The 22,388-nt window shown below is 65.4% G+C and carries 19 protein-coding genes and 1 pseudogene; 16 read left to right on the forward strand and 4 right to left on the reverse strand.

Features of this window, described 5'->3' with window-relative positions; genetic code table 11:
• Positions 1–143: 143 nt before the first annotated feature.
• The 3 genes from NFX52_RS03400 (at position 144) to NFX52_RS03410 (ending at position 4,672) form a co-directional block, all read left to right on the forward strand.
• Entirely contained in the window at positions 144–2,513 is a 2,370-nt protein-coding gene (locus tag NFX52_RS03400) for a Tex family protein (RefSeq protein ID WP_055393981.1), read from the forward strand.
• 81 nt (positions 2,514–2,594) lie between these two features.
• Positions 2,595–3,422: an HDOD domain-containing protein gene (locus NFX52_RS03405; protein ID WP_055393979.1), complete on the forward strand. Its 828-nt coding sequence runs from the start codon at positions 2,595–2,597 to the stop codon at positions 3,420–3,422.
• Between the two features lie 44 nt (positions 3,423–3,466).
• Positions 3,467–4,672: a patatin-like phospholipase domain-containing protein gene (locus NFX52_RS03410; protein WP_055394227.1), complete on the forward strand. Its 1,206-nt coding sequence runs from the start codon at positions 3,467–3,469 to the stop codon at positions 4,670–4,672.
• A gap of 3 nt (positions 4,673–4,675) precedes the next feature.
• Here NFX52_RS03410 and NFX52_RS03415 read toward each other — a convergent pair whose 3' ends face one another.
• On the reverse strand, positions 4,676–7,510 hold the full coding sequence (locus NFX52_RS03415) for a bifunctional diguanylate cyclase/phosphodiesterase (RefSeq protein ID WP_252635385.1): 2,835 nt from the start codon (positions 7,508–7,510) through the stop codon (positions 4,676–4,678).
• 270 nt (positions 7,511–7,780) lie between these two features.
• Entirely contained in the window at positions 7,781–8,917 is a 1,137-nt protein-coding gene (gene gbd / locus NFX52_RS03420) for a 4-hydroxybutyrate dehydrogenase (protein WP_055393978.1), read from the reverse strand.
• A 97-nt stretch (positions 8,918–9,014) separates the two neighbouring features.
• Between gbd and NFX52_RS03425 the strand changes: the two genes are divergently transcribed.
• From NFX52_RS03425 to NFX52_RS03435, 3 genes are all read left to right on the forward strand, one after another.
• Positions 9,015–9,884, forward strand: coding sequence for a 2-keto-4-pentenoate hydratase (locus NFX52_RS03425; protein ID WP_055393976.1), 870 nt, complete (start codon positions 9,015–9,017; stop codon positions 9,882–9,884).
• 62 nt (positions 9,885–9,946) lie between these two features.
• Positions 9,947–10,909 carry an alpha/beta hydrolase gene (locus tag NFX52_RS03430; RefSeq protein WP_055393974.1) on the forward strand — a complete coding sequence of 321 codons (963 nt, stop codon included), beginning with the start codon at positions 9,947–9,949 and terminating at the stop codon, positions 10,907–10,909.
• A gap of 7 nt (positions 10,910–10,916) precedes the next feature.
• A complete protein-coding gene (locus NFX52_RS03435; RefSeq protein WP_055394225.1) occupies positions 10,917–11,774 on the forward strand; it encodes a YbgC/FadM family acyl-CoA thioesterase in 858 nt (285 codons plus the stop codon).
• Positions 11,775–11,839: 65 nt separating this feature from the next.
• Here NFX52_RS03435 and ygfZ read toward each other — a convergent pair whose 3' ends face one another.
• A complete protein-coding gene (gene ygfZ / locus NFX52_RS03440) occupies positions 11,840–12,748 on the reverse strand; it encodes a CAF17-like 4Fe-4S cluster assembly/insertion protein YgfZ (RefSeq protein WP_055393972.1) in 909 nt (302 codons plus the stop codon).
• Positions 12,749–12,793: 45 nt separating this feature from the next.
• Here ygfZ and mltG point away from each other — a divergent pair, with 45 nt between their 5' ends.
• The 6 genes from mltG (at position 12,794) to NFX52_RS03470 (ending at position 17,494) form a co-directional block, all read left to right on the forward strand.
• Positions 12,794–13,780 (forward strand): endolytic transglycosylase MltG, encoded by a 987-nt coding sequence (mltG, locus tag NFX52_RS03445; RefSeq protein WP_369801316.1) that lies wholly within the window; start codon positions 12,794–12,796, stop codon positions 13,778–13,780.
• 20 nt (positions 13,781–13,800) lie between these two features.
• Entirely contained in the window at positions 13,801–14,478 is a 678-nt protein-coding gene (gene tmk, locus NFX52_RS03450) for a dTMP kinase (protein WP_055393968.1), read from the forward strand.
• The gene (locus tag NFX52_RS03455) at positions 14,475–15,485 is read left to right on the forward strand and encodes a DNA polymerase III delta subunit-related protein (RefSeq protein WP_055393966.1); all 1,011 of its coding nucleotides are present in this window, start codon (positions 14,475–14,477) and stop codon (positions 15,483–15,485) included. The genes tmk and NFX52_RS03455 overlap by 4 nt, the downstream gene beginning before the upstream one ends.
• Before the next feature lie 17 nt (positions 15,486–15,502).
• Positions 15,503–15,862, forward strand: a complete 360-nt coding sequence (locus NFX52_RS03460) for a PilZ domain-containing protein (protein WP_010465538.1) — start codon at positions 15,503–15,505, stop codon at positions 15,860–15,862.
• Between the two features lie 154 nt (positions 15,863–16,016).
• Positions 16,017–16,823: a TatD family hydrolase gene (locus NFX52_RS03465; RefSeq protein ID WP_055393963.1), complete on the forward strand. Its 807-nt coding sequence runs from the start codon at positions 16,017–16,019 to the stop codon at positions 16,821–16,823.
• Positions 16,820–17,494 carry an ankyrin repeat domain-containing protein gene (locus tag NFX52_RS03470; RefSeq protein ID WP_055393961.1) on the forward strand — a complete coding sequence of 225 codons (675 nt, stop codon included), beginning with the start codon at positions 16,820–16,822 and terminating at the stop codon, positions 17,492–17,494. The genes NFX52_RS03465 and NFX52_RS03470 overlap by 4 nt, the downstream gene beginning before the upstream one ends.
• Before the next feature lie 54 nt (positions 17,495–17,548).
• Here NFX52_RS03470 and msbA read toward each other — a convergent pair whose 3' ends face one another.
• On the reverse strand, positions 17,549–19,354 hold the full coding sequence (msbA, locus tag NFX52_RS03475) for a lipid A export permease/ATP-binding protein MsbA (RefSeq protein ID WP_055393959.1): 1,806 nt from the start codon (positions 19,352–19,354) through the stop codon (positions 17,549–17,551).
• A gap of 187 nt (positions 19,355–19,541) precedes the next feature.
• Here msbA and tolB point away from each other — a divergent pair, with 187 nt between their 5' ends.
• The 4 genes and pseudogenes from tolB to NFX52_RS03495 form a co-directional block, all read left to right on the forward strand.
• Positions 19,542–20,861, forward strand: a complete 1,320-nt coding sequence (tolB, locus tag NFX52_RS03480) for a Tol-Pal system beta propeller repeat protein TolB (protein WP_055393957.1) — start codon at positions 19,542–19,544, stop codon at positions 20,859–20,861.
• A gap of 44 nt (positions 20,862–20,905) precedes the next feature.
• Complete coding sequence (gene pal, locus NFX52_RS03485) at positions 20,906–21,445, forward strand: peptidoglycan-associated lipoprotein Pal (protein WP_055393955.1); 540 nt, start codon at positions 20,906–20,908, stop codon at positions 21,443–21,445.
• Positions 21,445–22,236 (forward strand): tol-pal system protein YbgF, encoded by a 792-nt coding sequence (ybgF, locus tag NFX52_RS03490; RefSeq protein WP_055393953.1) that lies wholly within the window; start codon positions 21,445–21,447, stop codon positions 22,234–22,236. Before pal ends, ybgF begins: the two co-directional genes overlap by 1 nt.
• Positions 22,236–22,388: pseudogene (locus NFX52_RS03495) on the forward strand (tRNA threonylcarbamoyladenosine dehydratase); the annotation flags it as partial. The gene ybgF and the pseudogene NFX52_RS03495, both read left to right, overlap by 1 nt.

A 22,388-nucleotide genomic window follows, 5' to 3' on the forward strand; every position in this document is an offset into this window, starting at 1 on the left:
GCATTCTAGACAGCCCACCCCGCCCTCATGGCAAGGCCGGTTGTTCCCACGGGTTGTTACCAATAGTGCCTGTGGCAAACTCCCGCGCTTCGCGTTTTTGTTTGTTCGTTTGTTTGACCGAGTCTCAGAGAGTTTGCCCACACATGCAGCAGATCATCCGGCAGTTGGCCGCAGAAATCAGGGTTAGTGAACAGCAGGTGCGCGCAGCGGTGGAGCTGCTGGACGGGGGCGCCACGGTGCCCTTTATCGCGCGCTACCGCAAGGAAGTCACCGGTGGGCTGGACGATATCCAGCTGCGCGAGCTGGAAGCCCGCCTGTCTTACCTGCGCGAGCTGGACGACCGCCGCGCTGCGGTGCTCAAGAGCATTGACGAGCAGGGCAAGCTGACCGATGCGCTGCGTGCTGCCATTGCCGCAGCTCCAACGAAGCAGGAGCTGGAAGACATCTACCTGCCGTTCAAGCAAAAGCGCCGTACCAAGGGCCAGATGGCCCGCGAGTTCGGCATCGAGCCGCTGGCTGACAAGCTCTTTGCCGACCCCACGCTGGACCCTGCCGTGGAGGCTGCCGCCTTCACGAAGCCGCCCGAGGTGCTGGACGATGGCAAGACGGGCGCGGACTTTTCGACCGTGCCCGCAGTGCTGGATGGCGTGCGCGACATCCTTTCCGAACGCTGGGCCGAAGACCCGGCACTGGTGCAAAACCTGCGCGAATGGCTGTGGGCCGAGGGGCTGCTGCGCAGCAAGAAGGTCGAGTCCAAGAACGAGAACGACCCCGAGGTCTCCAAGTTCCGCGACTACTTTGAATACGACGAACCCATCGGCCGCGTGCCTTCGCACCGCGCGCTGGCGGTGTTCCGGGGTCGGGGCCTGGAGATTCTGGAAGCCAAGCTGGTGCTGCCCGTTGAGCCCGAACCCGGCAAGCCCAGCATGGCCGAAGGCAAGATTGCCCTGCACCTGGGCTGGAGCCACCAGGGCCGCAAGGCCGATGACCTGATCCGCAAGTGTGTGGCCTGGACCTGGCGCGTGAAGCTCAGCCTTTCAACCGAGCGCGACCTGTTCGCCCGCCTGCGCGACGACGCTGAAAAGGTGGCCATCAAGGTGTTTGCCGACAACCTGCGCGACCTGCTGCTGGCCGCGCCGGCGGGGCCGCGTGTGGTGATGGGCCTGGACCCTGGCATCCGCACCGGTGTGAAGGTGGCCGTGGTGGATGCCACGGGCAAGCTGGTGGAAACCGCGACTGTCTACCCGCACGAGCCGCGCCGCGATTGGGAGGGCTCGCTGCATACCCTGGCCAAGCTGGCCGAGAAGCACGGCGTGAACCTGATTGCGATTGGCAACGGCACGGCCAGCCGCGAGACCGACAAGCTGGCCGCCGACCTGATCAAGCTGGCGGCCAAGGTGGACCGCGTGATTGAAAAGGTGGTGGTGAGCGAGGCCGGTGCTTCGGTCTACAGCGCCAGCGAATACGCCTCGCAAGAGATGCCCGATGTGGACGTGAGCCTGCGTGGCGCGGCATCCATTGCACGCCGCCTGCAGGACCCGCTGGCCGAGCTGGTCAAGATCGACCCCAAGAGCATTGGCGTGGGCCAGTACCAGCACGACGTGAACCAGAGCGAGCTGGCGCGCACGTTGGGCACGGTGGTGGAAGACTGCGTGAACTCCGTGGGTGTGGACCTGAACACGGCCAGCGTGCCCTTGCTCAGCCGTGTCTCGGGCCTGTCGGGCAGCGTGGCCAAGGCGGTGGTGCGCTGGCGTGAGGCCAATGGCGCGTTCAAGAGCCGCAAGCAGCTCATGGACGTGGCAGGCCTGGGCGCCAAGACGTTTGAGCAGAGCGCGGGCTTCTTGCGCATCCGGGGCGGCGACAACCCCCTCGATATGACCGGCGTGCACCCCGAGACCTACCCCGTGGTAGAGCAGATCATGGAGAAGACGGGCAAGCCCGTGGCCGAGATCATGGGCCGCGCCGACATGCTCAAGACCTTGAAGCCCGAGCTGTTTGCCAACGAAAAATTCGGTGTGATCACCGTCAAGGACATCCTGGCCGAGCTGGAAAAGCCCGGCCGCGACCCGCGTCCGGACTTCAAGGTGGCGCGCTTCAACGATGGCGTGGAAGACATCAAGGACCTGAAGGAAGGCATGATCCTGGAAGGCACGGTGAGCAACGTGGCCCAGTTTGGCGCCTTCATCGACCTGGGCGTGCACCAGGATGGCCTGGTGCACGTGAGCCAGCTGGCGCACAAATTTGTGAACGATGCGCGCGAAGTGGTCAAGACCGGCGACATCGTCAAGGTCAAGGTCATGGAGGTGGACGTGGAGCGCAAGCGCATCGGCCTGTCGATGAAGCTGGGCGACGCGCCACCGCGCCAGGGCGGCGACCGGGGTGCACCCCGCGACAACCGTTTTGAGGGGGCTGGCCGCGGCTATGCACAACCCCAGCGCCGCGCGCCTGAGCCCGTGCAACAGTCGGCCATGGCGTCGGCATTTGCCAAGTTGCAACAGGCCAAGGGCCGTTGACGGATTGCGGCGGGATGGCCTGGGTTTGCGGCAGGTTGGGGGCCATAATCGCCAGCAACCCCAACTCTGGTGCCTGACCCCATGGAGCTGAACGCACTGCTGGCCCAACCCGTAGCTCTGCCCAGCCTTCCGCGCACGGTGGCATTGCTGATGAGCGAGCTGGCGCATGAAGAGCCCAGCCTGCGGCGTTTGAACCAGCTTTTCGGCACCGATCCGGCTCTGGCCGGGCGGCTGCTGGAGCTGGCCAATTCCCACACCTTCCAGGTACCGCGCCAGATTGCCGGCATCCCCGAAGCACTGGCACTGCTGGGTATTGCCCAGGTTCGCACACTGGTCACGTCGGCACCGCTGGGCACCGCGTCGCGCTCGGTGCCCGGCGTGCACATGCAGCAGTTCTGGCGCTACAGCCTCAACACGGCCAAGCTGGCACGGTCGCTGGCGGGCATCGTGCACCAGAACCAGACCGCTGCGTACACCACCGGCCTGTTGCACGCGCTGGGCGAGTTGGTGATTCACCTGGCCGACCCGGACAAAGCCCAGTCGGTGAACACACTGGTGGCCCCGTTTGACCTGCGGCGCGGCAAGATCGAGCAGCGCATCTTTGGCTACTGCTATGGCCATGTGACGGCCGGGCTGGCACGCCGCTGGCGTTTGCCCGAGGTGGTGGTGGATGCCCTGCACCACCAGAGCGCGCCGTTTGACAACAATGCCTATGAGCCCCTCGCGGGCGTGATCCACCTGGCGTCCTGGCGCGCCCGGGCGCGTGAGGCAGAACTGGGCGAAAAGGAACTGGCCGTGTCGTTCCCCGGCGAAGTGGGTTTGGCCCTGGGGCTGGACATCGACATGGTGCTGCAGCAAGACCCTATCGACTGGACTGCGAAGCCTGAGGCTGCTGACTACGTGGTGTGAGAGCTGGTTTTGAGCCGCCTTGCGGCTTTGCGAAAATGCCGCCCATGAAAGCCCTGCGCATCCATGCCGGCCCCCGCGCCCGCCAACACCTTCAAAACCACGGGCTGCAGCCCGGCGATGTGGGCGTGATCCCTGCGGCGGCAGGGGGCCCCAAGGGCCTGATCCTGGGTCCGCTGGACCGTTTCATCTTTGGGGAGTGGCTGCCCCAGTCCAGCCAGCCGGTGCACCTGGTGGGCGCCTCGATCGGCGCCTGGCGCATGGCCACGGCGTGCCTGCAGCAATCGGTGGCGGCTTTCGAGCGGCTGGAGCACGACTACATCCACCAGCACTACGACCTGCCGCCGGGCAAGAAGCGCCCCACGGCCGCGCATGTGAGCGAGCGGTTTGGGCAGAACCTGCAGGCGTTCTATGGTGGGCGCATCGACGAGGTGCTGAACCACCCGCGCTACCGCCTGCACATCGTCACCTCGCGCGGGCGGCACCTGCTGGGGCGCGAGCACCGCGTGGCCACGCCGCTGGGCTATCTGGGCGCGTTTCTGACGAACACGGTGCACCGCAAGGCGATGGGGGCGTGGCTGGAGCGGGTGGTGTTTTCCTCGTCCGATGCAGCCACGGCCGATGGTGTTGGTGTGAGCGTTGGTGCTGCGTGCGCTGCATTGCCGTTTGGCACCTCGGACTACCGCACGCGGCAGGTACTGCTGCACGGCGGCAACTTCATGCCAGCGCTGCAAGCCAGCTGCTCGATCCCGTTTGTGCTGCAGGCCGTGCACAACATTCCGGGTGCGCCCCGTGGAGCGTATTGGGACGGGGGCATCACCGACTACCACCTGCACCTGGCCTACGGTCAGCAATCGCAGAACGCTATTGAATTAGTAGCTGGCAGCGCTTATCCAACAAGCGCTGGCGGCCAAAAACCCTCAGATTCTGGCCCGACTGCCTCGCCCGGCCTGGTGCTGTACCCGCATTTCCAGCACCAGGTGGTGCCCGGCTGGCTGGACAAGGGACTCAAGTGGCGCCACCGTTCCACCCCGGCGCTGGACAACATGGTGGTGCTGTCGCCCAGCCCCGACTGGGTGCGCTCCTTGCCCAACGCCAAGCTGCCCGACCGCAACGATTTCACCCACTACGGCACCGACAGCGCCGCGCGCGCCAAGGCCTGGCTTGCGGCTACGCGGGCCAGCCAGCAGCTGGTGGACGAGTGGCAGGCGTGGCTGGCGCGGCCCGACATGAACGCAGTGCAACCGCTGTAGTGCTCAGGTTGAGGCAGGCCGCCGCGCCGCCTCCTGCACCGCCCGGGCCGCATGGCGAGCAGCGTGCTCCCGGGCCCAGGTCAGCACCTCGTGCGCAGGCATGGGCCGTGCAATGCCAAAGCCCTGGGCGCGCTCGCAGCCCAGCGCCAGCAGCTTGGCGCATTGCTCGGCGGTTTCTACGCCCTCGGCCACCACATGCCGGTGGAAGGCGGCGGCCAACGCGACGATGGCGCTCACGAGTGTGAGGTCGTCGCCGTCTTCCAGAATGCCGCGCACGAACGACTGGTCGATCTTGATGGTTTCGGCGGGCAGGCGCTTCAGGTAAGACAGCGAGGAGAAGCCGGTGCCGAAGTCGTCCAGCGCAAAACGCACGCCCAGCGCCTGGCAGCTTTGCATCATGTGGCGCATGTACTGCATGTCTTGCAGGGCCGCAGATTCGAGGATTTCCAGCTCCAGGCGGGTGGGCGACACCTCGGGGCAGGTGTGCAGGATGTCCTTGAGCCGCTCCACAAAATTGGCCCGGTGAAAGTGGGGCGCGGAGATGTTCACGCTCACCTCCCACAGCATGCCGGCGTCCGTCCACTGCCGCATCTGTGCCAGGGCCTGGCGCAGCACCCATTCACCCACTTCCACCTCCAGTTCGGCATCCTCGATCAGGGGCAGCACATGCTGCGGGCCCAGCAGGCCTTGATCGGGGTGTTGCCAGCGCAGCAGGGCCTCCAGCCCCAGGATTTCGCCGGTGCGCAGGTTCACCTTGGGCTGGTAGTGCAGCACCAGCTCGCCCGCGTGCAGCGCTTGGGCCACGCGGGTCTGGCGCGTGTGCTGGGTCTGCACGGCGTGGTCCAGCTGCACGTCGAACACATGCATCTGGTTGCGGCCGAAGCCCTTGGCCTGGCACATGGCCTGGTCGGCGTGGCGCAGCAGGGTGTCGGGGTTGGCGTCGTCTTGCGGAAACACGGCCACGCCCACACTCACGGTGGTGTGCAGCACGCGGTCGTCGATGGCGTAGGGGGCGGCCAGCTGCTGCATGAGCACGTCCACACGCGCCTCGATGGCGGGCACGTCGGGCAACTCGCCCAGCAGCAGCACAAACTCATCGCCCCCCATGCGCGCCACGGCGTCCTGCGGCGTGATGAAGGCGCCCAGGCGCCGCGCGGTTTCCTTGAGCAGGCGGTCGCCCACGCGGTTGCCGTGGGCGTCGTTCACGGTCTGGAAATGGTCCAGGTCGAGCATGCACACCGCCAGCAGCAGCCCTTTTTGCCGTGCCACGAAGATGGCATGGGTCAGCCGCTCGGCCAGGGCGGCGCGGTTGTACAACCCGGTGAGCGGATCGTGCCGTGCGTGCCATGAAATCTGGTGGCGCAGGTTGCGGGTTTCGGTCACGTCGCGGAACACCAGCACGCAGCCTGCGGCCGTGCCATCGCCCTGGCGGATCGCTGACGCGGTGTACTCGATGGCGTAGCGTTCGCCCGAGCGGTGAATCAGCACCTCGTGCGTGACCGGCTGCAGCGCGCCGGGCACGGTGTCCCGCTCGGCCGCAGAACTGGCGTTGCGGCTGGCAAGCTCTTCATACAGGCGAAACACGTCGTCCAGCTGCCGCCCCAGCGCCTGGTCGGCGGTGAAGCCGGTCATGAGCTGTGCGGCCTCGTTGATGGTTTCGATGCAGCCCGAGGGGTCGGTGGTGATCACCCCGTCGCCGATGGAGGCGAGCGTGACCTCGGCGCGTTCCTTCTCGGCGCGCAGGGCCTCCTGGGCGCGTTTGCGTTCGGTCACATCCACCAGGGTGCCAATGGTGCCGGCCAGCGTGCCCCGGGTGGTGGTGAATGGGGCCTCGTAGTAGGCCATGTCCCTTGGGGGCTGGTGGTTGGCGGGGGGCACGCGGATCTCGTTGTCCTGCGCCTGGGCGATCTGGGTGGAGCGCTCGGGCGACAGCTCCTGGGGATACGCGGGTGGCGAGGCCTGAGCGCTGCCAGCACCGGCAGGGGCATGAAAAAGCCGCTGCCAGGCGCAGTTGACTTCGAGGGTGACACCCTTCGCATCCCGCACGAACACCGGCAGGGGCAGGGCGTCGATCAGCTGGCGTGTGAAGTGCAGTTGTTCGCTTTGCTGCTGCTGGGTTTCGCGCAGCGACAGCACCAGCGACTGGACCTTGCCCGCCATGTCATTGAAGGTGGCCGCCATGGCGCGCGATTCGAGCGTGCCCGTCACCTCCATGCGCGTGTCCAGGCGGCCCTGGCGGAACGCATCGGTGGCTTCTGCCAGGCGGCGCAGCATGCGGGCATTGGCCCGCAGCAGCAGGGTGAGCAGCAGCAGGATGGTGAAAATGTTGAGGGCCGAGATGCGCAACTGCACCACCACCGTGCTCCAGACCTGGCCGACGAGGGGAGCCGCCTGCAGCGTCACCGTCAGGCGCCCGGAGGCCCCGCCGCTGGACAACGCCTGGCTGAACTGCTGCGAGGGCGGTGCAATGTTGACCCATTGGGCAAACCAGTCTGGCGCGGTGGCGGGCAGGCGGGGCGCCCGGGCTTCGGTGGCGGGCTCGTTGTCCACCTGCCATTTCAGCGAATGGATGCCCGGCCCGAAGCTGGCAATCCCTTCGCTGAGCAGCGTGGCCTGGGCCTGGCGGTCCGAGGCGGGCAGGGCCGCCAGTGACGGCAACAGCGCATCGCCCGCACGGCGCAGTTCGGTGGCGGCATGGCGGCGCACCTCGTCGGTTTCTGTGGCCACCAGGTAGTGGTAGCGCACCGTGCTGACCAGCACGATGATCAGCACGATAGGCACATACAGCCGGGGATAGGTGCCCCGCAGGAGCCAGGTGCTGAGATTTCCGGTGCGCATCGACAGTGGCCCTCCCCCCATGGACTGATCAAAGTCTCTGGGCAGCGCCAGAACGACATTGAACTGGCTCTCCACCAGGGTAATGAATTGTTAATTAATTGTTGACGAGTCGGAGTCTAGCGCGTAGTGAATCGCGTGAGATGGGTTTGGACAGCGCAATCCCGCAGGAGCGGTCACGGCAGGAAGGCTTCTATGTGCGTTGGAGGCGGCGGCACGCCAGGTGCTGTGGCGCCGCCGCAGGGAGATCGCCAATACGCTTTGGGCAGGCTCTTACAGCGACTGCGCCAGCATGTCGCGGTATTCCTCGGGCGTGGCAATGCGCGGGTTGGTCTTGTGGCAGTGGTCGGCCATGGCGCCCTTGATGATGTCGTCGAACAGGGCTTCGGTCACCCCCATGGCCGCCAGGCCCGTGGGCAGGCCAAGGCGGGCGTTCATGTCACGGATGGCTTCGGGAATGTCGCCTGCGCTGACCAGCCCCATGGCGTGGGCCATGCGTTCCAGGCGCTTTTCCTTCTGCACCGATTCCGCCGTTGCGTTAAAGCGGATCACGGCGGGCAGGAACATGGCGTTGAGCGTGCCGTGGTGCAGGCGCGGGTTCACGCCGCCCAGGCTGTGGCTGAGCGAATGCACCGCGCCTAGGCCCTTCTGGAAGGCCATGGCGCCCTGCATGCTGGCGCTCATCATGTGCAGGCGCGCGTCGCGGTCGCTGCCGTTTTGGGTGGCCTGCTCGATGTTCGCCCAGCCGCGCGTGAGGCCGTCCAGCGCAATGCCGTCGGCGGGTGGGTTGAAGGCGGCGGACATGAAGGTTTCCATGCAGTGCGCGATCGCGTCCATGCCCGTGGCGGCCGTGAGCATGGGGGGCAGGCCCAGCGTGAGTTCGGGGTCGCAGATGGCGGTCTTGGGCACCAGGTGCCACGAGTGAAAGCCCAGCTTGCGGTGGTCATCCACGATGATGATGGCGCCGCGCGCCACTTCGCTGCCCGTGCCGCTGGTGGTGGGCACGGCGATCAGCGGCGCGGCGCGTTCGGTGATGCGTGGGGAGCCGCCTTCGATGGTGGCGTAGTGGGTGAGGGGACCTTCGTGCGTGGCGGCAATCGCAATGCCCTTGGCGCAGTCGATGGCCGAGCCGCCGCCCACGGCGATCAGGCCATCGCAGCCCTGGGCCTTGTACATTGCCACGGCCGCGCGCACGGCGGCTTCGGTGGGGTTCGACGGCGTCTGGTCAAACACGGCCACGGTCATGCCGGGCAGCGCGTCCAGCGCCTTTTGCAGCACGCCTGCGGCCTTCACGCCAGGGTCTGTCACGATCAGCGGACGTGTGATGCCCACACGCTCGCACTCTTGTTTCAGCAGCTTGACGGCGCCGAATTCAAACTGGATCTGGGTGACGTAATAGATGAAAGCCATGGTGCAACAAGATGTGTGAATGGGAGTGCCAGCGATTACGATAGCTCGCCAGCCTTTGATACAGGTTCCAAGCCCACTTTATAAGGAGGAGACACATATGAAAACGAAGCAAACCCTGATGGCCGCCCTGGTGGTCGTCGCCTCTGCGACAAACGCCCAGGCCCAGTGCCTGACCGACACACAAGCCGCCGAGCTGGTGGCCAACTATGTGGCCAAGACCCCGGCCGCCAACCCCGAGAACCTCACTGACGCCGACGGCGCCTGCACACGCGGCAAGGTCAACGCATTGCTGGCACAGCGCATGGGCAAGGTGATTGGCTACAAGGCGGGCCTGACCAACCCTGCTGTGCAAAAGCGCTTCAACACCGACAAACCCGTGTGGGGCAAGCTCTACGAAGGCATGGTGCTGCCCAGCGGCGCCACGGTGGATGCAGCCTTCGGTGCCCGCCCCCTGTACGAGGCCGACATGCTGGTGCGCGTGAAAAGCGCCGCCATCAACCAGGCCAAGACCCCCATGGACGTGCTGGATGCCGTGGACCAGATCATCCCGTTCATGGAATTGCCCGACCTGATGGTGCAGGCGCCGCCCAAGCTCAATGGCGCAGGCGTGACGGCCATCAACGTGGGCGCGCGCCTGGGCGTGGCGGGTACGCCCATTGCTGTGCCAGCCTATCGCGGCGAGCGTTTTGCCATGCTGAAGGCGCTGGCCGACATGAACGTATCGCTGACCGATGGTGCGGGCGCGCGCCTGGGCGGTGGCAAGGGCAGCGACATCCTGGAGCATCCGCTCAATGCCGTGGTGTGGCTGGCGGGCGCGCTGGCGCAAGAAGGCCTGGCCATGCAGCCGGGCGATCTGATCAGCCTGGGCTCATTCTCGCCCCTGCTGCCACCCAAGGCCGGTTTGTCGGTGACGGCCACCTACGATGGCCTGCCCGGCGCCGCACCGGTGCGCGTGACCTTCAAGTAAGCCACCGATGAGCGGCCCGCCGCCGTGCGGGCCGTTTTCTTTTTTTGCCGAGACCCCAACCGTTGACCGACCTGCACATCCACCACACCCGTCTCACCCCCCAGATGCGCAGCGTTCTCGAACGCATGGCCCGCGCGGGGCACCCACCGCTGCACACGCGCACGCCGCAAGAGGCACGCATCGCTTACCAGGCGGGCGCGGATGTGCTGGAGGTGCCCAAGGCCGCACTGGCGCGGGTGGAGGACCTGCAGATCCCGGCCCGCGACGGCGCCATGCTGCCCGCACGGCTGTATGCGCCCAGCACCGACGCGGGCCTGCCCATGCTGCTGTACACGCATGGCGGCGGCTTCACCATCGGCAGCGTTGCCACGCACGACATCCTGTGCCGCGAACTGGCACGCCTTGCCGGTTGCATGGTCGTGTCGCTGGACTACCGTCTGGCGCCGGAGCACCGCTTTCCCACGGCCAGCAACGATGCGTGGGATGCGCTGCAGTGGCTGGCTGCCAACGCTGAGCGCCTGGGGGCCGATCCCCAGCGGCTGGCCGTGGGCGGCGACAGTGCAGGCGGTACGCTGGCCGCCGTCAACGCCATCCTGGCGCGGGATGCGGGCCTGCCGCTGGCGCTGCAACTGCTGATCTACCCCGGCTGTGCAGCGCACCAGGACACGCCTTCGCACACCACCTTCGCGCGCGGCCTGGTGCTGGAAGAGCCTGCCATCAGCTGGTTCTTCGGCAACTACGTGCAAAGCCGCGCCGAGCGCGAAGACTGGCGCTTTGCCCCGCTGCATGCCCCGGATGTCGATGGTGTGGCCCCCGCCTGGATCGGTCTGGCCGAGTGTGACCCGCTGGTGGACGAAGGCATAGCCTACGCCGACAAGCTGCGCCTGGCAGGCGTGCAAGTGGACCTGGACATCTACCGCGGCGTGACCCACGAATTCATCAAAATGGGCCGCGCCATCCCCGAGGCGCGCAAGGCCCATGCTGACGCAGCCCGTGCGCTGCGATTGGCCTTTGGAATGGAGTGAAGACAACATGCAACGCAACGAATTCCGCTGTTTCCACCGCCTGCGCGTGCGCTGGGCCGAGGTGGACATGCAAAAGATCGTGTTCAACGCGCACTACCTCATGTACATCGACACGGCCATGAGCGACTACTGGCGCGCGCTGGGTTTGCCCTATGAGGCGAGCATGCATGTGCTGGGCGGTGAGATGTATGTGAAGAAGGCCACGGTGGAATACCACGCCTCTGCGCGGCTCGATGACACGCTGAATGTGGGCCTGCGCTGCACGCGCATCGGCAACTCGTCGTGCCTGTTCACGGCTGGCATTTTCTGTGGCGACCGGTTGCTGATCTCGGCCGAACTGGTCTATGTGTTTGCCGACCCGGCCACGCAGACCTCGCGCCCGGTGCCACCCGCGCTGCGCGCCATCTTCGAGGGCTTTGAGGCCGGTGCCGACATGGCCGAGGTGCGCACGGGCGACTGGAACACGCTGGGCCGCGATGCAGGCCGTGTGCGCACGGAAGTGTTTGTGCACGAGCAGGGCATTCCCGCCGAAATCGAAGCCGATGTACAAGACATCTCGGCCCGCCATGCCGTGCTCTACAACCGGCTGGGCATGCCCATTGCTGCAGGCCGCTTGCTGCAGCAGTCACCGGGTGTGGGCCGCATCGGCCGCATGGCCGTGGACCGCTCAGTGCGTGGTGCGCAGTGGGGGCGGCAGTTGCTGGATGCGCTGGTCGCCGCCGCCCGCGCCCGGGGCGACACGGAGGTGCAATTGCACGCCCAGCGCAGCGCTGAGGGCTTTTACCGCCGCGCCGGTTTCTCCGTGGTGGGTGAGCCTTACGAAGAGGCTGGCATCGCGCACATTGCCATGGCGCAGCGGTTGTAGTCGATTTTGCTATTAAAAAATGAGCTGCTTGCGCTTGTTGGATAAGCGCTGGAGCCCATTTTTATTCAAATATCTTCGAGCAGCGCGTAGGGCAGCGGCAGCAGGGCCAACGCTACGCCGTCCGTGGCACCCACCTGCAGGCTGCCTTCCTGCGCGGCGCTGATCTGCAGCGACACAATGGTGTCGAATCCGCCGCTCGGCGCAGAAGCCACCTGCACCACGGTGCCGCAGGGCTGTTCCAGGTCTGCCGTGTTGAACACTTCGGCTCCCACTGCCACTTCGGCCGCCGCATGGGCGATGTAGGCCCGGCGCTTGAGCGTGCCCCGGAACTGGCTGCGCGCCACCACTTCCTGGCCGGGGTAGCAGCCCTTCTTGAAGTTCACGCCACCCACGGATTCATAGTTCAGCATCTGGGGCACAAAGGCCTCGACCACGGGCGTGGTCAGGGTTGCCACGCCGCTCTTCACCTCGCTCCAGAGCCACAGCGCGGCGTCCAGCGCGGGGCCTGCGGGGGCCGGGTCAACGGCCGGGGCCACCCACAGGGCCCGGGGCTGGCCATCGGCGGGGTACAGGTGGACCACCGACGCGGTGCCGATATCGGCCTTGGTCCAGGCGGGTTGGCTGCCGTCGGGCACGGTGTCTCCGGCCAGACCGTACAGGGCAAAGTCGTTGGTGGCGTCGGTCAGCTTGGCCTTGGCGCGCAATACAAACATCGACAGGCGCTTGAGCGTGGGGGGCAGCAGGTCGCGGCTGCACACCAGCAGCACCTCGGTAGCGCTACGCTTGAAGCCGATGAAGCTGGCCTGCATGCGGCCCTTGGCCGACAAAAAGGCTGCGAGGCGGGCCTGGTCCATGCCCAGCAGGGCGAAATCCTGGGTGAGCTGGCCGTGCAGAAACTTGGCGGCGTCTTCGCCTTCCACGCGAATCACGCCCAGGTGGGACAGGGGGGCAATGCCGTTCAGGGGGTAAGTCATCGCTGAATTATGATGCCCTGTTTCATACACACAGACGGCAGGGTTGTGCGACGTTTACTGGCTTTGATCGCGTTGGTTTTGATCGCATCCGGTGGTGCGGCTTTTTGGTGGCTGCACCAGCCGCTGGTGACCGGCAGCGAGCCTCTGGAGCTTGCCATCGAGCCCGGCACCACACCCCGGGGCGTCGCCCGCGATGTGGTGTCTGCTGGCGCGCGTGTGGATGCCCGCATGCTCTACGCCTGGTTCCGCTTCTCGGGGCAGGACCGTGCCATCAAGGCCGGCAACTATGAAATCCCCCCTGGCACCACGCCCCGCAGCCTGCTGCAAAAGCTGGTGCGCGGCGAAGAGAGCCTGCGCGCCATCACCCTGGTCGAGGGCTGGAACTGGCGCCAGGTGCGCCAGGCGCTGGCCAAGGAAGATCAGCTCAAGCGCGACGTTGCCACGTTGACCGACGAAGCGCTGATGGCCCAGCTGGGCCGCCCCGGTGTGCCACCCGAGGGGCGCTTCTTTCCGGACACCTACACCTACGCCAAAGGCTCCAGCGACATCGCTGTGTTGCGCCGGGCGATGCATGCCATGGACCGCCGCCTCGAAGCCGCCTGGGCGCAGCGTGCGGCAGACACGCCCCTCAAGTCGGCCGAAGAGGCCCTGATTCTGGCCAGCATTGTGGAGAAGGAAACGGGCAAGGCCAGCGACCGGGGCCAGATTGCGGGCGTGTTTGCCAACCGGCTGCGCGTGGGCATGCTGCTGCAGACCGACCCCACGGTGATCTACGGCCTGGGCGAGAAGTTTGATGGCAACCTGCGCCGCCGCGACTTGCAGACGGACACGCCCTGGAACACCTACACCCGCGCAGGCCTGCCGCCCACTCCGATTGCCATGCCCGGCAAGGCGTCGCTGCTGGCCGCCGTGCAGCCGGACGCCACGCGCGCCCTGTACTTTGTGGCCAAGGGCGATGGCGCCAGCCACTTCAGCACGTCGCTGGAGGAGCACAACCGTGCCGTCAACCGCTACCAACGCGGCCAGCAGTAGATTCTTCCACCAAGGTTTTCATGTCACGACCCGGTCTGTTCATCACCTTTGAAGGCATCGACGGTGCGGGCAAGTCCTCGCACATCGAGGGGCTGGCCACCGCCTTTCGGGCACAGGGCCGTGCCGTCACCGTCAGCCGCGAGCCGGGCGGCACGCCGCTGGCCGAGAAGCTGCGTGAGATGGTCCTCAACGACCCGATGGATGCGCTCACCGAGTCGCTGCTGATTTTTGCGGCCCGCCGCGATCACCTGCGCAATGTGATCGAGCCCGCCCTGGCGCGGGGCGACGTGGTGCTGTGCGACCGCTTCACCGATGCCACCTTTGCCTACCAGGGCGCGGGGCGCGGCTTTGATCTTGATGTGCTATCAATATTGGAGCGTCTTGCGCAGACTGGACTTTCGCCAGAGGCAGATTTGATGCGTGAACCCGATCTGACGGTGTGGTTTGATCTGGCGCCGGAAGTGGCTGCAGAACGCCTGGCCGGTGCGCGTGTGCCCGACCGTTTCGAGGCCCAGCCTGTGGAGTTCTTCCGCCGCGTTGCCCAGGGCTATGCCGACCGCGCCGCTGCAGCGCCGCAGCGCTTTGCGCGCCTGGACGCGGCCCAAGACCGCCACCGCGTGTGGCAGCAGCTCACCAGCGTGTTTGTGCGCAAGGGGTGGCTGGCGATCATGGTGGCGTCCCAAGGGGGGCCGCAATGAGCGAGGCCACAGTGGCATTGGCGCCGTGGATTGCCGCGCAGCGCACCAGCCTGCTGGCCCAGCGCGGCCACGCGTGGTTGTTGCAGGGGCCGTCGGGCCTGGGCCAGTACGCCCTGGGTATGGAGCTGGTGCGGGCCTGGCTGTGCGATGCGCCCACAGAGCAGGGCGCGTGCGGCCAATGCAGCAGTTGCCACGCCATCGACGTGCGCACCCACGCCGATCTGTGTGTGCTGATGCCCGAGGTGCAGATGATGGCGCTGGGCTGGCCCTTGTCGGAAAAGGCCCAGGCGGACATCGACGACAAGAAGCGCAAGCCCAGCCGCGAGATCCGCGTGGAAGCCATGCGCGATGCGGTGGAGTTCTCGCAGCGCACCTCGGCGCGCGGCAAAGGCAAGGCGGTGCTGGTGTACCCGGCCGAGCAGATGAACCACATCACGGCCAATGCCTTGCTCAAGACCCTGGAGGAGCCGCCGGGTGACGTGCGCTTTGTACTCGCTAGCGAGGCGGCGCACCAATTGCTGCCCACCATTCGCAGCCGCTGCCTGGGCCACACCATGGTCTGGCCCGCACAGGATCAGATGCTGCAGTGGCTGCAAGGGCAGGGCATCGCTGCGGATGCAGTTGTGTCTTTTTTGCGGGCCGCAGGCGGGCGGCCCGACGATGCGTTGGCACTGGCGCGCTCGGGCCGAAGTCCACAAGCCTGGTCGGCCTTGCCGCAGGCGGTGGCCAAGGGCGATGTGACTGCCTTGGGAGACTGGTCGCCCGCGCAGGTGATCGACGCACTGCAAAAACTCTGCCATGACCTGCTGGCGGCCAGCGTAGGCGGCGCGCCGCGCTACTTTGCACCCGCAGACCTGCCCAAGACGGTGCCGCCGTTGGGAGCTCTGACCCGCTGGTCGCGCGCACTGGCCAAGGCTGCACGCACGGCGGACCATCCTTTCAATGCTGGCCTCATGCTGGAGGCGCTTGTCGCCCAGGCGCGAAACACCCTACACTCCAAGCACTGAGCCGCACCCATCCATCCATGAGCAGTCCATCCACCGCCCCTCGCCCCAGCGTCATGCAGCTGGCCATCAAGGAAAAGGGGGCCCTGTACGCGGCCTACATTCCCTTTTTTGCCGAAGGGGGCATTTTTGTCCCCACCCAGCGGGACTACAAGCTGGGCGATGATGTCTATGTGCTGCTCACGCTGCCGGACGACACGCAGCGCTATCCGGTGGCGGGGCGCGTGGCATGGGTCACGCCAGCACGGGCTGCGGGCAACCGCACCCAGGGCGTGGGCATCCAGTTTCCCAAGGACGAAAAGTCGCGCCAGCTGAAGGCCAAGATTGAGGAGCTGCTGGGCACATCCCTGGGGTCCGACCGGCCCACCCAGACCATCTGAGTTTGGCGCCGCCACCGTGCCGACCTGCGCAGGCTGGTCGGCATTTTTTATGGGCGCCCACGACGAGGGAGCGGATGGCGTATCTTTGCTCCAGAGCGCTGCGCCGCCTTTGACGGCCCGCGTTGCGCCCCAGAAACGACTAATTTGAAACCGCATGTTCACTGATTCGCACTGCCATCTCAATTTTCCGGAACTGGTGAGCCAGCTGCCCGCCATCCGCCAGGCCATGGCCGAGGCACAGGTCACCCGGGCTCTTTGCATCTGCACCACGCTGGAAGAATTCGACGGGGTACATGCCCTGGCCATGGCCCACGACAACTTCTGGAGCACGGTGGGGGTGCACCCCGACAACGAAGGCATTGCCGAGCCGTCGGTGCAGGACCTGCTGGACCGTGCTGCCCTGCCGCGCGTAGTGGCCATTGGCGAAACGGGGCTCGACTACTACGGCATGGAAGACCGCAAAGGCGGGCGCAGCATCGCTGATTTGGAGTGGCAGCGCGACCGTTTTCGCAACCACATTCGCGCGGCCCGGGTGTGCGAAAAGCCCTTGGTCATCCATACGCGCAGCGCGTCGGACGACACCCTCGCCATCCTGCGCGAAGAGGGCGAAGACGGCCCCGGAAACCGTGCAGGCGGTGTCTTCCACTGCTTTACCGAGTCGATGCAGGTGGCGCGTGCGGCGCTGGATCTGGGCTACTACATTTCTTTCTCGGGCATCGTGACCTTCAAGAGCGCCCAGGAGCTGCGCGACGTGGTGGCCTTTGTGCCGCTGGACCGCACGCTGATCGAAACCGACAGCCCCTATCTGGCGCCCGTGCCGTATCGCGGCAAGACCAACAATCCCTCGTATGTGCCTTATGTGGCCCGGCAGGTGGCCGAGACCAAGGGGCTGACGCTGGAGGAAGTGGCCGACGCCACCAGCCGCAACTTCGACATTCTGTTCAAGGGAGTGACCGCATGATTTGCCATCGCCGCAATGCGCTGGCCACCCTGGCGCTGGGGCTTGCCGCCCCCGGCATCTGGGCCGGAGCCTATGAGGATTTTTTTGTCGCCATCCTGCGTGATGACGATGCTGCCATTGCCGCGCTGTTGCGGAGGGGTTTTGATCCCAATACGCGCGACCCGAAAGGGCAGGTGGGCCTGACCATCGCTTTACAGAATGGGTCGTCCAAAGCGTTTGCAGCCTTGCTGGCATCCAGCCAGGTGAACGTGGAAGCCCGCAATGCGCAGGACGAAAGTCCCTTGATGATGGCGGCCCTCAAGGGCAATCTGGAAGCCGTCAAGGCGCTGCTGGCACGCGATGCAGATGTGAACAAGACAGGCTGGGCGCCCTTGCACTATGCGGCCTCTGCAGGTTCGCGCCAGCATGTAGCCATCATCGCGTTGCTGCTGGAAAACCATGCCTACATCGACGCCACATCACCCAACGGCACCACGCCCCTCATGATGGCGGCGCAATACGGTTCCAACGAGGCCGTTCAGCTGCTGCTGGATGAGGGCGCGGACCCTACGCTCAAGAACCAGCTGGGGCTCACGGCCGCCGACTTTGCCTTGCGGGTGAGTCGTACCGAATCTGCCGACAAAATCGCCGCAGCCATCCGCAAGCGCCAGCCCAACCGGGGCCGGTGGTAGATGTAGCGCTGGGATCGGCCGTTGTCGCGGGCCGGTTAGCGCGCAATGGCGTGTTTAGTGCAATGCGGCGGTTTCGCCCGAGTCAGGCCGGGCCTGCAGGCGTGCGTACAGTCCGCCCATCGCCATCAACTCAGCGTGTGTGCCTTGTTCGGCAATGCGCCCACGCTCCATGACGATGACCCGGTTGGCATGCTCGATGGTGGACAGGCGGTGCGCAATGACCAAGGTGGTACGTCCCTGCATCAGGCGCTGAAGGGCGTCCTGTACCAGCCGTTCGGATTCGGTGTCCAGCGCCGAGGTGGCTTCGTCCAGGATCAGGATGGGGGCGTCCTTGTACAGCGCCCTCGCAATTGCCAGCCGCTGGCGCTGCCCCCCCGACAACTGCGTGGCGTTGTGACCCACCACCGTGTGCATGCCCTGGGGGAGTGCTGCCACGTGTTCGGCCAGGTTGGCCGCCGCCAGGCACGCCTGCACGCGTGCTTCATCCACCGCGTGTCCCAGTGCCACGTTGGCCGCAATGGTGTCGTTGAACATCACCACGTCCTGGCTCACCATGGCGAATTGCGAGCGCAGCGATCCTAGGTCCCACTCTGGCAACGGGTTCCCGTCGACCAGGATTTCACCCGAAGCGGGCGTCACAAACCGTGGCAACAGGTTGACCAGCGTGGTCTTGCCTGCCCCGGAGGGGCCGACCAGTGCGACGATTTCGCCAGGCTCCACACGCAAGCTGATGTGGTCCAGTGCAGGGGCGTGGTCAGGGCCAAACGACACCGTGACCTGCTTGAGTTCCAGCTCCCCCTGGGCGCGGTCCTTGCGGAACTGGCCGCCCGCTTCGGCTCCGGTGTCTCCCAGCAGTGCCAGCCCCCGCTCCAGGGCGGCAACACCCCGCGTGATCGGGCTGGCGACATCGGCCAAGCGGCGTATGGGGGCGATGAGCATCAGCATGGCCGTGATGAACGACACGAAGCCGCCGACGGTGACATCCTTGGCGTCCACAGTGCCGCGGCTTTGCCACAGGGCAATGCAGATCACTACGGAGAGCGCAGCAGCGGCGAGTAGCTGCGTCAGCGGCGTCATGGCTGCGGAGGCGATGGTGGACTTGATCGCCAGGCGTCGCAGGCTCTGGCTCAAGGCGGCGAAGCGCCCGGCCTGGCCAGGCTGCGCGCCATGCAGCCGGACCATGCGGTGGGCAAGCACGTTTTCTTCCACCACATAGGCGAGTTCGTCGGTGGCCTGCTGGCTGCTTTTGGTCAGGTGGTAAAGGCGCCGGGACAAGGTCTTCATGATCCACGCCACGCCCGGCACGACCACGGCGACGATCAGCGTGAGCTGCCAGTTGAGGTACAGCAGGTACACCAGCAGCGCCACCAGTGTGAATCCGTCGCGCGACACCCCTAGCAGTGCCTGTACGAGCAGGGTTGCGCCGGTTTGCACCTCGTACACCACGGTGTTGGACAGCGTGCTGGCCGACTGGCGCGAGAACAGGCCCATCTCGGCAGCCAGCACCCTGTCAAACAGCGACTGGCGCAGCGTCAGCATGCCTTCGTTGGCAATGCGTGCCAGTGCGTACTGGCCGACGAACTGGGCAACGCCCCGCACAAAAAACACGCCCAGGATGGCCAGTGGCACCATCCACAGTTGGAGGGTGCCTTGCGTGAAGCCCCGGTCCAGCAGGGGCTGCAGCAATGCGGGAATCAGCGGCTCGGTGATCGCGCCGACGAGGGTGGCAACAACGGCAAGGCTCCAGGCCATTCGCTGGTTGCCAAAGTAGACAGACAGTCGGCGCAGGCGTGTGGCCAGGCTTGCAGCGGGCGGGGAGGGAGTGTTGGGAGGCGCGGTGCCCGTATCTGTGGCTTGCATGTGGCCCGGATTCTACGGTTGTGGGCGGTCAAGGTGCCGGTGAGATATTTCTGCGCAGCAGGTTGTGGGCTGCAAGAAATCGGTGCGAATAGGTTTGGAGGTCGCACGTTTTGTCACAGGGGTTTCCCCGCTGTGTGTAACATTCGGGTTTGCCTTTCGGCATTTGTTCGGCCACCGCTGGATGCCAATGACCACAGATCGAATCCCAACACACCCATCCCCTGCGGCCTTGCCGCATCCCTTGCGCCGCCACATGCTGGCTGCGCTGATCTCGACCCCCGCACTGCCCGCCCTCGCGCAATTTCGCGTTGAGGTCACGGGTGTTGGTTTGACCCAGTTGCCCATCGCAATTGCGCCGTTCCGGGGCGAGGCGCAGTCTCCCCAGAAAATATCGGCCATCGTCCAGGCCGACCTGGAGCGCAGCGGACAGTTCCGCGCGGTAGACGCCTCCGGCGCGGTGCTGGACGAAACCGCGCGCCCGGATGTCGCACTGTGGCGCCAGAAGAGTGCGGACTCCCTGGCTACTGGCAGTGTGACTCGCCTGGCAGATGGGCGTTTCGATGTGCGCTTTCGCCTTTGGGATGTGGTGAAGGGGCAGGACCTTGGTGGCCAAAGCTTTGTGGTCACCCAAGGCGATCTGCGCCTGGTGTCGCACCGCATTGCGGATTTCATCTATGAAAAGCTGACGGGCGAGCGCGGCATTTTCTCGACGCGTATCGCCTATGTCACCAAGACAGGCTCCCGGTACAGCCTGTGGGTGGCAGACGCTGACGGAGAGAATGCCCAATCGGCACTGTCGAGCCCGGAGCCCATCATTTCCCCTGCATGGTCGCCCAACGGGGGGCAACTGGCCTATGTGTCGTTTGAATCGCGCAAGCCGGTGGTCTATGTGCATGATGTGGCCTCCGGCCGCAGGCGTCTGATTGCCAATTTCCGGGGGTCCAACAGTGCCCCTGCCTGGGCTCCGGATGGTCGATCCCTCGCCGTGACGCTCAGCCGTGACGGGGGATCTCAGCTCTACACCATCGACGCCAACGGTGGCGAACCGCGCCGCCTCATGCAAAGCGCTGGCATCGACACGGAGCCCATGTTCTCCGGTGACGGCCGCAGCATTTACTTTGTCAGCGACCGTGGCGGCGCGCCGCAGATCTACAAGGTCTCCACATCTGGCGGCAACGCGGAACGTGTGACGTTTACCGGCAGCTACAACATCTCCCCCAGCGTCAGCCCCGATGGCCGCTGGCTGGCCTACATCTCCCGTGTCGGTGGGGCTTTCAAACTGCACGTGATGGACCTGTCCGCGGGCACTGTGAATGCGGTCACCGACACAACGGCAGATGAGAACCCCAGCTTTGCCCCCAACAGCCGCCTTATCGTTTATGCCACCCAGCAGCAAGGGCGTGAAGCGCTCATGACCACCACGCTGGACGGCAAGATCAAGGCCCGGCTCGCGGGGCAGGCGGGCGATATCCGTGAGCCCGATTGGGGCCCGTTTCAAAAGCAATGAACTTATCAGCACTTTCAAGTATCAAGTTTTCAGGAGAATTTTGGATGATCAAACGTTTTACCCTTGCCCTTACCGTTGTCGCCCTCGTTGCCGGGTGCAGCTCTGGCGTGAAGCTGGACGATGTGCCGGTCGAAGACAAGAACGCCACGTCTACCATGGGTGGTAATACTGGCGCCAACTCTGGCAATACCGCGCAGAGCGGTGTTGCTGGTGTGGACCTCGGCCAGTCGGGCCGCGATGCTGCAGGCCCGGTGGGCGTGAGCCGTATCGTTTATTTTGATTACGACAGCTACGTGATCAAGCCCGAATTTCAGTCGCTGATCGAGGCGCACTCTCGTTTCATCAAGGCCGGCACCAATCGCAAGCTGATGATTGAAGGCCACACGGACGACCGAGGTGGTCGTGAGTACAACCTGGCGCTCGGCCAGAAGCGCGCCGAGGCAGTGCGCCGTTCGCTGGCTCTGCTCGGCGTGCAGGACAGCCAGATGGAAGCTGTGAGCTTTGGCAAGGAAAAACCAGCAGCCCAAGGCAATTCTGAAGACGCGCACGCCCAAAATCGCCGGGCTGAACTGTCCTATCGTTGATGCGCACGATTTCTTTGTCCTACCCGCTCAAGGCGCTGGCGGCAGTGATGCTGTCCGTGACCTTGCTGCCCACTGGCCATGCCGCAATTTTTGAAGATGGCGAAGCCCGCCGCGCCATTCTCGAAATGCGGCAGCGCGTGGATGGCATGCAGCTGTCTCAGCAACGGTCCGCAGAGGAAGTGCGCAGGCTCAGTGAAGAGAACGCCCAGCTGCGGCGCAGTCTGCTGGATCTGCAAGGTCAGATTGACACACTGCGCGCGGAGCAGTCCACACTTCGCGGCCAGAACGAACAGTTGTTGCGTGATGCTGCCGATTTGCAGCGGCGCCAGAAAGACATCGCCCAGGGGGTAGACGAGCGCCTGCGTCAGTTTGAACCTGTGAAGGTGACCTTGGACGGCCAGGAGTTCCAGGCAGATCCTGCTGAGAAAAAGGACTTTGAAGCCGCACTGGCCGTGTTTCGCTCAGGCAAGTTTCCAGAAGCTGGGGCAGCATTTGCAGCCTTTGTGCGGCAGTATCCGCGCAGCGGTTTTGTCCCATCTGCGCGTTTCTGGCTTGGGAATGCCCAATACGCTACCCGGGACTACAAGGAAGCCATTGGTAATTTCAAGCTGATGTTGTCTGATGCCCCGGCTCATGCGCGGGCGCCAGAGGCGGCTTTGTCCATTGCCAACTGCCAGATTGAACTCAAAGACACGCGAACTGCCCGCAAGACCCTGGAAGACCTTGTACGCGCCTACCCGCAGTCCGAGGCGGCTGTGGCGGCCAAAGAGCGCCTTTCCCGATTGAAGTAATGGTCGGCGAAGCGCCTTTGCAAGCCCCGGCAGGGAGTGTTGAAGATGCAGCGCAGGAGCGTCGCTTTGGCGGACTGGAACGGCTGTACGGCGTACAAGGCGCTCGGCGTATCCGCCGGGCGCATGTGGTGGTGGTGGGTGTTGGGGGGGTG

The sequence above is a fragment of the Acidovorax facilis genome (assembly GCF_023913775.1).
Taxonomy (GTDB): domain Bacteria; phylum Pseudomonadota; class Gammaproteobacteria; order Burkholderiales; family Burkholderiaceae_C; genus Acidovorax; species Acidovorax facilis.